Consider the following 10005-nt stretch of genomic DNA (forward strand, 5'->3'; position numbering starts at 1 on the left):
TACTTGGAGAAGCGCCAATAGCCGCCTATAAATGGCTAATGGTCGGGCTGAAATGGGCCCGTGGAGATCTGCCGATGGCCGAACCCTTGAACGCCTCCCCCCGCGTGCTCATCGCGGAATCCGACCCATGGAGCAGGGACCTGCTGACTCAGCTGTTACTCAGCGTGCGCTGCGACGCCAAGGTGACTCTCTGCGAGAATGGCACGCAGGCCTTGGCTGCGCTGGACGAGCCCGCGGACCTGATCATCGCCAGCCGTGAATTGCCCGGCACCGATGGGCTTGAATTGCTGCGGCAAGTCAGGCGAGGCGCGCGAGCGCCGGGGCTGCCTTTCATTCTGCTCAGTAGCCGGGGCGATAGCGCCAGCGTGCGGGAAACCTTGGCCTTGACACCCACTGCCTACCTGACCAAGCCGCTCAATTTCGAATCCCTGCGGGAGCGGTTGAGCAATCTGCTGCTGGAGGCCGGGGAAGCGGTAGTGTGCGAAGTACCGCCCGTCATGCCCGGAATCGAACTTGCCGACTTTCTCGAGATGCGCCGGGAAGCTTCCGATGGCGCGCCCATCATGACCGAGGTCTACGATGCCGTCGTGCGCAGCATCAAGGCACGCTCGCTCAACCTGCGCGCGCTTGAAGCAGAGATCCGTTCAGACCCGCAAGTCACCGCCGTATTGCTGGCCGCCGCCAACAGCGCGGCTCGCCATCGCGAAGAGCCCGCCAATACCCTTCTACAGGCTCTGTCGCGGCTGGGCGCCAACCAAAGCATGAATCTCATCCTTGGGCTTGCCCTCAAGCGCAGCGCTCGGCTCGATGACCCCTTGTTGGCCGAACACGCCCAGGTCCATTGGAAAGCCTCCCTGGCCACTGCTGAGTTGGCCCGTGCCTTGGCGCGGCAGCAGGGGATCGATGCCGAACTCTGCTATTGCGCCGGGCTCCTGCATCGTCTTGGTGAGTTGGCGCTGCTGCGCACCCTGATGGAATGGAAGCTGGCCGGAGGCACCCTGCAGCCAGCCCAGGTGGAGGCCTCGTTGCAGCGCTTCGGGGCGAACTTCGGTTCGGCCCTGCGGGCGCGCTGGCGGTTGCCGCACGACCTGCGGGACCTGATCGCCTCGGTGTATGCCTTGATGGGGGTATACGGCAGGCCTGCGCTGGTGATGAATATCGCGGGACAACTGGCGAATCTGCCCCCTGAAGAAGACGTCACGGCCGTAGCCCAAGGCAAGGCTGCCCGATTGCTGGGGCTGGACGCCGCCCATCTTGCCGGACTGCGCAAGGCGGCAGGATCGCCTCGCCCGGCGCCGCCCACGGCCGGCTGACCCGGCCCTCAGGACATGATGATCTGGTTCTTGCCCTGGCGTTTGGCCTGGTACATGGCCGCGTCCGCGCGCGAATAAAGGTTGTCCAGCGCTTCGTCGTCCGGCTTGAGGTTGGTCAAACCCTGGCTGACAGTCACGCCGTAGGTCTTGTCGCCGCTGCTGAAGCTCAGCCGTTGCACCTCGCGCTGCAAACGCTCGGCGATCTGGCGTGCCATTTCCGGGGCGCAGCCTGGGAATACGGCGGCGAACTCCTCGCCACCGATACGTCCGAACAGGTCACCACGCCTCAGCGCCGCCTTGCCGCTTTCGGCGATACGCTGCAGCACCAGGTCACCGTCCTGGTGGCCGTAAGTGTCATTGATCATCTTGAAGTCATCGATGTCCAGGAGCAGAAACGCCATGGGCGTGTCGTTGAGCCTCGACTGCTCGAACTCGCGATGGGCGCACTCGAAGAAGTGACGACGGTTGCTGCTCTGGGTCAGCACGTCGGTAGTGGCCAGGCGTTGAAGCTCTCCTTCCAGGTGCTTCTTTTCGGTGATGTCTTCAGCAATGCCGACAACGATCACCCGCTGCCCGGACTCGGGGCGGTGACTGATGAAGCATTTGTCGCTCAGCCAGCGGATCTGCCCGTCGGCGCGAATGATCCGGTATTCCCGGTCCTCGATGGAGCCCTTCTCCAGCACCTCGGCCCGGCTGCGCTCGGCATAGTCCAGGTCATCGGGGTAGATGCTGTCTCGCCATTCGTTATAGTCGGCCAGCAGCAGCCCGGCGGAGCGGCCAAAGATGCGTTCGTAGGCAGGGCTGACATAGATCATCTGCTGGGTTTCCCAGTCGAACGCCCATAGCACGGCGTTGACACTGACCAGCAGCGAACTGAAGAGCTCCTCGCGTTCCTTGAGCCGTGCGACTTCGCCTTGAGCATGCATGAGGGCAAGAAGGGTTTCCGCGGCTTCCGGAACCTGCTCGAGCGATGTGGACGGAGCTTGAATGTTGACCATCACGGCTTCTTTCGGGACGCGTCGAGGTGGGCCCACCGGCAGGTGGCCATGGCTCGCTGCACCAGCGAGCATGTGGCTCTGATCAAATTTGGCCGTGAAAGTTCAGTCGCCGTATCGCTTAGGGATCCTAAAAACCTTTCTTAAAACTTTTAGATCTAAATGCATTCTTAAATATTATTTTTGAGAATAAATGGCAGATCTTATAGTCCACCTACGTCAGGCAACTTGCCGGCGCTCTCCCCGAGCATAGCCACCGAGCCAGGAGCACCCCATGAGCGCACCTTTGCGTAGCGTCGATAGTCAGGATGAAACGGCGATTCTTCGAGAAATCCAGAGCGCCCTGCGTGATCTTCGTTTCGGCGCGGTGGAGATCACTGTGCATAACGCCCAGGTCGTGCAGATCGAGCGCAAAGAGAAGTTTCGTCTGCAACATGCCAATCAGAAGCCAAGCTGAGCCTTGACCCGACCGGACCCCCGGAGGGCGCCACATGGGCTGCCGACAGCGAACCAACCCCTTCTGTGGGTCGCCTTATCAGCAGTGCCAGCGCGCGCCATAAGAAAAACGCCAACTCGAGTCGTCTTCAGGAGCACACCCATGTTCATCCGCCGTTACGCGCTGGCTGCCCTCACGGCCGCGTTGTTCGCAGGTTCTGCCGTCGCCAAGGACTACGAACTGCTCAATGTGTCCTACGACCCCACCCGTGAGCTGTACCAGGAATACAACGCTGAGTTCGCCAGCTTCTGGAAACAGCAGCATCCGGGCGACACGGTAAGAATCCAGCAGTCCCACGGTGGGTCAGGCAAACAGGGGCGCTCTGTCATCGACGGGCTTCGCGCGGATGTCGTTACCCTTGCACTGGCCGGGGACATCGACGAAATCGCCAACCTCGGCAAGCTGTTGCCCACCGATTGGCAGAAGCGTTTGCCAGAGGCCAGCACGCCCTATACCTCCACCATCGTGTTCCTGGTGCGCAAAGGCAACCCCAAGGGCATCAAGGATTGGGATGACCTGGTCAAGGACGGCATATCGGTGATCACGCCCAACCCCAAGACGTCCGGCGGTGCGCGCTGGAACTTCCTGGCGGCCTATGCCTATGGCCTGAAGGCCAGCAATGGGGATGAGGCCAAGGCCAAGGCCTATGTACAGCAGCTGTTCAAGCACGTTCCTGTACTGGACACCGGCGCTCGCGGCTCGACCATCACCTTCGTCAACAATGGCCAGGGCGACGTGCTGCTTGCCTGGGAAAACGAAGCGCACCTGGCCCTGAAAGAAGACGGGGGCGCCGACAAGTTCGACATCGTGGTGCCGTCGCTTTCCATCCTTGCCGAACCACCAGTGGCGGTGGTGGACAAGAATGCGGAAAAGAAAGGCACGGTGGATGTGGCCACTGCTTATCTCGAGCATCTGTACAGCCCCGCTGGGCAGGAGATCGCCGCCAGGAACTTCTATCGGCCGCGCAACCCCGAGGTGGCGAAGAAATACGCCAGCACCTTCCCCACCCTCAACCTGGTGACTATCGACAAAGACTTCGGCGGCTGGAAAACTGCTCAACCCAAGTTCTTCAGCGATGGCGGGATCTTCGACCAGATCTACCAGGCTCAGTAAACCCTAAAGGTATGGCATGCAGCCCGGGATCGTTCCCGGGCTCGTTGCGTTCACACAAAGGACTTCTATGTCGCGCCGTATTTCCCCCGTCATACCCGGCTTCGGGCTGACGCTGGGCTACACGCTGGTCTACCTCAGCCTTATCGTGCTGATTCCCCTTGCCGCCATGTTCGTACATGCCGCACAACTGAGCATGGAGCAGTTCTGGGCGGTCGTCAGCGCCCCTCGGGTCATGGCCGCGCTCAAACTCAGTTTCGGTACCGCGCTCTATGCCGCCGTGATCAACGGCGTCATCGGTACCTTGCTGGCCTGGGTGCTGGTGCGCTACAGCTTTCCGGGGCGGCGCGTCATCGATGCCATGATCGACCTGCCCTTTGCCTTGCCCACCGCCGTGGCGGGCATCGCTCTGACGGCCCTGTATGCGCCGAACGGCCTGGTGGGGCAACTCGCCACGGACCTGGGTTTCAAGATCGCCTACACCCCACTGGGTATCACCCTGGCCCTGACCTTCGTCACCTTGCCCTTCGTAGTGCGCACCGTGCAGCCAGTACTGGCTGACATCCCGCGTGAGGTGGAAGAAGCCGCCGCCTGCCTGGGCGCGCGTCCTTGGCAGGTGTTTCGTCACATTCTCGCTCCGGCCTTGCTACCCGCCTGGCTGACGGGTTTCGCACTGGCATTCGCCCGAGGGGTCGGGGAATACGGCTCAGTGATTTTCATCGCCGGCAACATGCCGATGAAAACCGAGATCCTGCCCTTGCTGATCATGGTCAAGCTCGACCAGTACGACTATACCGGCGCTACCGCCATCGGCGTGTTGATGCTGGTGGTCTCGTTCATTCTGCTGTTGCTGATCAACCTGCTTCAGCGTCGCATCGAAACCCCTTGAGGAAGCCGCATGTCCCGTTCGACCGTTTCGGCCGCGCAGGCGGCCAATGCTGCCCGGCGCGGTAGCCCTTGGGCGCGACGCGCCCTGATCATCCTCGCCTGGCTGATCTTCGCCCTGTTCCTCCTGCTGCCGTTGTTTATCGTTGTCTCTCAGGCGCTCAAGGAAGGCGCGGGCACATTTTTCAGCGCCATTCTAGAGCCCGACGCCTTGAGCGCGCTCAAGCTGACCGTGCTGGCCGTGGCGATCTCTGTGCCGCTGAACCTGGTGTTCGGCGTGAGCGCGGCCTGGTGTGTGAGCAAATACGAATTCCGGGGTAAAAGCCTGCTGGTCACCTTGATCGACCTGCCGTTCTCGGTATCTCCAGTGATCGCCGGCCTGGTCTATGTGCTGATGTTCGGCGCGCGCGGCTTGCTGGGGCCTTGGTTGTCAGATCACGACATCCAGATTGTTTTCGCCCTGCCAGGCATCGTGCTGGCCACCATCTTCGTGACCGTGCCGTTCGTGGCGCGAGAGCTGATTCCGCTGATGCAGGAACAAGGCACTCAAGAAGAAGAGGCCGCCAGGTTGCTGGGCGCCAATGGGTGGCAAATGTTCTGGCATGTGACCCTGCCCAATATCAAATGGGGCCTTATGTATGGGGTAGTGCTCTGCACCGCTCGTGCCATGGGCGAGTTCGGCGCGGTGTCGGTGGTGTCCGGGCACATTCGCGGCGTGACCAACACCCTGCCGCTGCACGTGGAAATTCTCTACAACGAATACAACCATGTGGCTGCCTTCAGCGTGGCCAGCCTGCTATTGGCCCTTGCCCTGTTCATCCTGCTGCTCAAGCAGTGGAGTGAAAGCCGCCTTGACCGCCTGCGCCATAGCGCCGCGGAGGAATAATCCATGTCGATCGAAGTCCGTAATGTCAGCAAGCGCTTCAACCAGTTCCAGGCGTTGAACACTATCGACCTGCACATCCGTAGCGGCGAGCTGGTGGCGCTACTGGGCCCCTCGGGCTGTGGCAAAACCACCTTGCTGCGCATCATTGCCGGGCTGGAAACCCCTGATCAGGGAAGCATCGTCTTCCATGGGGAGGATGTGTCCGGGCACGACGTACGGGACCGCAATGTAGGTTTTGTCTTTCAGCATTACGCGCTCTTCCGCCACATGACGGTGTTCGACAACGTCGCCTTCGGCCTGCGCATGAAGGCGCGCGCTCAGCGCCCCAGTGAAGCGCGGATCGCCGAGAAAGTGCATGAGCTGTTGAACATGGTGCAGCTGGATTGGCTTGCCGATCGCTACCCTGAGCAGCTGTCAGGCGGGCAGCGGCAGCGCATCGCCCTGGCTCGCGCATTGGCGGTCGAGCCGAAGGTGCTCTTGCTGGACGAACCCTTCGGTGCTCTCGACGCCAAGGTGCGCAAGGAGCTGCGGCGCTGGCTGGCACGCCTGCACGAGGAAATCAACCTGACCTCGGTATTCGTTACCCACGATCAGGAAGAGGCCATGGAGGTTGCCGATCGCATTGTGGTGATGAACAAGGGCGTGATTGAGCAGATCGGCTCGCCTGGTGAAGTCTATGAACACCCGGCCAGCGACTTCGTGTATCACTTCCTGGGCGATTCCAACCGCTTGTACCTGGGCCAGGAGCAACCTCTGCAATTCCGGCCCCATGAGATTTCCTTGTCGCGGCTAGTGGTAGACGCGCACCATCCGGGCCAGGTGCGCGACATCCGCCCCTTGGGCGCGACCACACGTATCACCCTGAAGGTGGAAGGCCAGGATGAGCTGATCGAGGCGGAAGTGGTGAAGGACCATGACAGCCTGGCGGGGCTGAACCGTGGGGATACTCTGTTCTTCGCGCCCAAGGGACGCGCGCCCATGAACTGAACCCGTGCAGCAGCAGGAGCCGGGCGCAGCTCGCGAACGGCCTTGCACCGCACCCGCGAGCTTCATCCGTGACACGCCTCCTTCCTACCGATCGGGTGCCGCCCTACAGAGGTGAACCGCTAGGCTTCGGTTTCCATCCGCTCCCTGAGCTCTTCTCCCAGCCCCAGCAGGAAGCCGAATTCCACCACCACGAACAGCGGGCCAATGACCAACCCGCTGACGTCATCCATGAAGGCCGGCTTGCGCCCTTCATAATGGTGACCCAGGAACTGCATTGCCCACCCGATCACGAACATGCCTATTCCCAGGGTCAGCCAGCTGGCCGTGGAGAGCGACGCTACCGTGTGGCCGAACCAGAGACTCAGCGCCAGCAGCATCGCCATCAATAGGCCCAGCTGCCTGTCCAGGCGAAGGTAGAACGCTCCGCTGGCCAAGGCCACCAATAAGGCGGGGGAAATGCCGTGCCAGTCTGGCCGCGATAAGAGTGCCGCCACCGCCAGGACAATGAAAGGGATGCCCACGAAATGGGTAGCGACATTGCGCGGATCTTGATGGTAGGCAGCGTATCGGCTCAGGTGTTGCGTCAGCGTCTTCACGGTTAGCATCCCTAGTTATTAATAAATAGCTTCTTATTCCTTAACGTGAATAAGGTCGCTCTTTATACTTCTCCACATGTAAGCAGACAGGGCCAGGAGTTGCCATCATGCGCACCGATTCCATCCGCTACCTTATCGTCCCCGGTTGGCAAGGCTCGCCCGATGGACACTGGCAGCGCCATTGGCATCACACCTTGCCCAACAGTGAGTGGCTGGAGCAGGCGGACTGGAATCACCCGCAAAAAGATCACTGGGTCAGCAGCCTGGACCATGCCATCGCCAGTACCAGCAAGCCCACCGTGCTCATTGCCCATAGCCTGGGCTGCATTACCGTAGCGCACTGGGCCAGCCAGGCGCCGCTTGCGCGGGTCGGTAGGGTGCAGGGCGCGCTGCTGGTGGCGCCGGCGGACGTGGAGCGGCCCAATCGTCCTTCGCCCTTGGCTGATTTCGCGCCTGTTCCAAGACAACCATTGCCCTTCCCAAGCCAGGTCGTGGCCTCGGACAACGATCCTGCCGCCACGGTCGCCCGAGCATTGGAGATGGCCAGGGATTGGGGCGCCGAGGCGGGCATCCTCAGCGGGGCGGGGCACATCAATGTGAAATCCGGCCACCACCGCTGGGATCAAGGTTTCGCCTATCTCTACCGCTTGCAGAGCCGCGCGCAGCGAAACGGCTTGCGCCGTGCCTGAGCCCAGCCCGCGTGGCCTCGGGCAGCCAGCCTGGAATCTTTGAGAGAATGAAGCGATGAGTAGTAGCCTGGGCCAGCCCCTGCTGACATTCCCGGACGCGGACCGCAGCCCACTGAGCATCCGTGCCAAGGCGCTGGTATTCGCGGACCCTCGCTCGCAGGTCCTGCGCGAGCGTATGCAGGCGCTTGCGCCCGGGGCATTGCCGGTGCTCATCCATGGCGAAACCGGAACCGGCAAGGAGCTGCTCGCCCGGCACTTGCACAAGGCCAGCGACCGAGCAGGCCTGTTCGTGTCGGTAAATTGCGGAGCCTTGAGCCCGACCTATGCCCAGGCGGAGTTGTTTGGCCATGCGCCAGGCGCTTCGCCCGGGTCGGCCGCGAGCCGGGCTGGCTGGTTCGGCTCCGCCAATGGCGGCACCCTTTATCTGGATGAGATCGCCGACCTGCCGCTACCCATCCAGGCCGCACTGCTCGAAGCGCTGGAAAACCACGAAGTGGTGCGTGTAGGCGCGACGCAGCCCACTCCCGTGGATGTACGCTTGATCGCGGCTTCGAGCATCGAACTGGGCCAAGCAGTGGCGGTCGGCAAGTTCAACGAGCGGCTGTGGCGTTATCTGGATGAAGGGCGCCTGCGGCTCCCGGCCTTGCGTGAACGTCCCGGCGATATTCTGCCTCTGGCGGAGTACTTCCTGGGTATCTACAGCCAGCGGCTGGGCCTGCCTACTCCAACCTTCAGCGAAGCCGCGGTGCAACGGATGCTTGCCCATGGCTGGCCAGGCAATACGCGCGAACTGGAAAACGTCATTCACTTCGCGCTTCTGGTCAGCGAAGGGCCCTGCATCGAAGCCAGGCATTTGAGCCAGGCAGGCATAAGCACGAGTCCGAGCAGCCTCGAGGACCATCTAGCCTTGTGCCTTAGTGCAGGAAATGCCCATTCTAGAGCGGCTACGCTGGCCCTTGTACGCCGTTACGCTGTTGAGCTTGAAAAAAATTCATAAGCAGCTAGAAAAAAGGTATTTCAACGGCATAAGGGAATTGAGTATCGTCCCGCCATGCCAGAATACTGGCACCCTGCTTAATAAGGATTACCAATGAAAAAGGCACTTCTGTTCTCCGCATTCGCTGCTGCGTTGTCCGTGACGGGCTTCGCCCAGGCCGCTGAAAAGCTCGTGGTAGCGGCCACGCCCATCCCCCACGCTGAAATCCTTGAGCTGGTCAAGCCAACCCTGGCCAAGGAAGGCATCGACCTGGAGATCAAGGTCTTTACAGACTACGTACAGCCGAACGTTCAGGTAGACCAGAAGCGCCTCGACGCCAACTACTTCCAGACCCTGCCTTACCTGAAGAATTTCAACGAAGGCAAGGGTACCCACCTGGAAACGGTCATTGGCGTGCATGTCGAGCCTTTCGGTGGTTACTCCAAGAAGGTCAAGAGCCTGTCCGAACTCAAGGACGGGGCCACCGTGGCCATCCCCAACGAGGGCAGTAACAGCGGCCGCGCCTTGCTGCTGCTGCAAAAGGCTGGGCTGATTACCCTGAAAGACCCAAGCAATGCCCTGGCTACGCCTAAAGACATCGCTACCAACAGCAAGAACCTGAAGTTCAAGGAGCTGGAGTCGGCCATGCTGCCGCGCGTGCTGGACCAGGTCGACCTGGACATGATCAACACCAACTATGCCCTGGAAGCCGGCCTGAACCCTGCCAAGGATGCGCTGGTGATCGAAGGCAGCGACTCGCCCTACGTGAACTACCTGGTCGCTCGTCCGGACAACAAGAACAGCGATGCCATCCAGAAGCTGGCCAAGGTCTTGACCTCGCCAGAAGTGAAGGCCTTCATCGAGAAGAAGTATAACGGCGCCGTACTGCCTGCCTTCTGACCACGCCTGCGGGGGCTGGCGCTCGCTGGCCCTCTTGAGCCGGGGCCTGCCTTGGGCAAGGCCTCGTTTCTGCTTTTTCAATCCTCCCCGCACCCTCGCTCGACCCGGCGAGCCGGTTCTTTTTTCCTCCTTCGATGCATCAGGCGCAATGAACCGATCACAATCGGTTACA

11 protein-coding genes are annotated in these 10005 nt (G+C 61.2%); 9 read left to right on the forward strand and 2 right to left on the reverse strand.

Features of this window, described 5'->3' with window-relative positions:
- Positions 1-74 precede the first annotated feature (74 nt).
- Positions 75-1313, forward strand: a complete 1239-nt coding sequence (locus ACP691_RS15370) for an HDOD domain-containing protein (protein ID WP_426151777.1) — start codon at positions 75-77, stop codon at positions 1311-1313.
- Between the two features lie 8 nt (positions 1314-1321).
- Here ACP691_RS15370 and ACP691_RS15375 read toward each other — a convergent pair whose 3' ends face one another.
- The gene (locus ACP691_RS15375) at positions 1322-2311 is read right to left on the reverse strand and encodes a GGDEF domain-containing protein (RefSeq protein ID WP_426151775.1); all 990 of its coding nucleotides are present in this window, start codon (positions 2309-2311) and stop codon (positions 1322-1324) included.
- A gap of 271 nt (positions 2312-2582) precedes the next feature.
- Between ACP691_RS15375 and oscA the strand changes: the two genes are divergently transcribed.
- The 5 genes from oscA (at position 2583) to ACP691_RS15400 (ending at position 6672) form a co-directional block, all read left to right on the forward strand.
- The gene (gene oscA / locus ACP691_RS15380; protein WP_426151773.1) at positions 2583-2765 is read left to right on the forward strand and encodes a sulfur starvation response protein OscA; all 183 of its coding nucleotides are present in this window, start codon (positions 2583-2585) and stop codon (positions 2763-2765) included.
- Between the two features lie 141 nt (positions 2766-2906).
- Positions 2907-3917 (forward strand): sulfate ABC transporter substrate-binding protein, encoded by a 1011-nt coding sequence (locus ACP691_RS15385; protein WP_426151771.1) that lies wholly within the window; start codon positions 2907-2909, stop codon positions 3915-3917.
- 67 nt (positions 3918-3984) lie between these two features.
- Entirely contained in the window at positions 3985-4803 is an 819-nt protein-coding gene (gene cysT, locus ACP691_RS15390) for a sulfate ABC transporter permease subunit CysT (RefSeq protein ID WP_040259444.1), read from the forward strand.
- A gap of 9 nt (positions 4804-4812) precedes the next feature.
- Positions 4813-5685, forward strand: a complete 873-nt coding sequence (gene cysW, locus ACP691_RS15395) for a sulfate ABC transporter permease subunit CysW (RefSeq protein ID WP_426151769.1) — start codon at positions 4813-4815, stop codon at positions 5683-5685.
- A gap of 3 nt (positions 5686-5688) precedes the next feature.
- Entirely contained in the window at positions 5689-6672 is a 984-nt protein-coding gene (locus ACP691_RS15400; RefSeq protein WP_426151767.1) for a sulfate/molybdate ABC transporter ATP-binding protein, read from the forward strand.
- A 119-nt stretch (positions 6673-6791) separates the two neighbouring features.
- Here the strand turns inward: ACP691_RS15400 and ACP691_RS15405 are convergent, their stop codons facing one another.
- Complete coding sequence (locus ACP691_RS15405) at positions 6792-7268, reverse strand: DUF962 domain-containing protein (protein ID WP_426151765.1); 477 nt, start codon at positions 7266-7268, stop codon at positions 6792-6794.
- Between the two features lie 107 nt (positions 7269-7375).
- On the opposite strand from ACP691_RS15405, the gene ACP691_RS15410 reads away from it, so the two are divergent.
- The 3 genes from ACP691_RS15410 (at position 7376) to ACP691_RS15420 (ending at position 9833) form a co-directional block, all read left to right on the forward strand.
- Positions 7376-7957, forward strand: coding sequence for an RBBP9/YdeN family alpha/beta hydrolase (locus ACP691_RS15410; protein WP_426151763.1), 582 nt, complete (start codon positions 7376-7378; stop codon positions 7955-7957).
- Positions 7958-8012: 55 nt separating this feature from the next.
- Positions 8013-8954, forward strand: coding sequence for a sigma 54-interacting transcriptional regulator (locus ACP691_RS15415; RefSeq protein ID WP_426151761.1), 942 nt, complete (start codon positions 8013-8015; stop codon positions 8952-8954).
- 93 nt (positions 8955-9047) lie between these two features.
- Positions 9048-9833 carry a MetQ/NlpA family ABC transporter substrate-binding protein gene (locus tag ACP691_RS15420; protein WP_426151759.1) on the forward strand — a complete coding sequence of 262 codons (786 nt, stop codon included), beginning with the start codon at positions 9048-9050 and terminating at the stop codon, positions 9831-9833.
- Positions 9834-10005 lie beyond the last annotated feature (172 nt).

Source organism: Pseudomonas sp. DC3200b2, from assembly GCF_049895785.1.
Lineage (GTDB): Bacteria > Pseudomonadota > Gammaproteobacteria > Pseudomonadales > Pseudomonadaceae > Aquipseudomonas > Aquipseudomonas massiliensis.

Coding starts and splice junctions, on each gene's coding strand:
- ACP691_RS15370 (WP_426151777.1), top strand. CDS start 75: ATGGCCGAACCCTTGAACGCCTCCCCCCGCGTGCTCATCGCGGAATCC.
- ACP691_RS15375 (WP_426151775.1), bottom strand. CDS start 2,311: ATGGTCAACATTCAAGCTCCGTCCACATCGCTCGAGCAGGTTCCGGAA.
- oscA (WP_426151773.1), top strand. CDS start 2,583: ATGAGCGCACCTTTGCGTAGCGTCGATAGTCAGGATGAAACGGCGATT.
- ACP691_RS15385 (WP_426151771.1), top strand. CDS start 2,907: ATGTTCATCCGCCGTTACGCGCTGGCTGCCCTCACGGCCGCGTTGTTC.
- cysW (WP_426151769.1), top strand. CDS start 4,813: ATGTCCCGTTCGACCGTTTCGGCCGCGCAGGCGGCCAATGCTGCCCGG.
- ACP691_RS15415 (WP_426151761.1), top strand. CDS start 8,013: ATGAGTAGTAGCCTGGGCCAGCCCCTGCTGACATTCCCGGACGCGGAC.
- ACP691_RS15420 (WP_426151759.1), top strand. CDS start 9,048: ATGAAAAAGGCACTTCTGTTCTCCGCATTCGCTGCTGCGTTGTCCGTG.
- ACP691_RS15410 (WP_426151763.1), top strand. CDS start 7,376: ATGCGCACCGATTCCATCCGCTACCTTATCGTCCCCGGTTGGCAAGGC.
- cysT (WP_040259444.1), top strand. CDS start 3,985: ATGTCGCGCCGTATTTCCCCCGTCATACCCGGCTTCGGGCTGACGCTG.
- ACP691_RS15400 (WP_426151767.1), top strand. CDS start 5,689: ATGTCGATCGAAGTCCGTAATGTCAGCAAGCGCTTCAACCAGTTCCAG.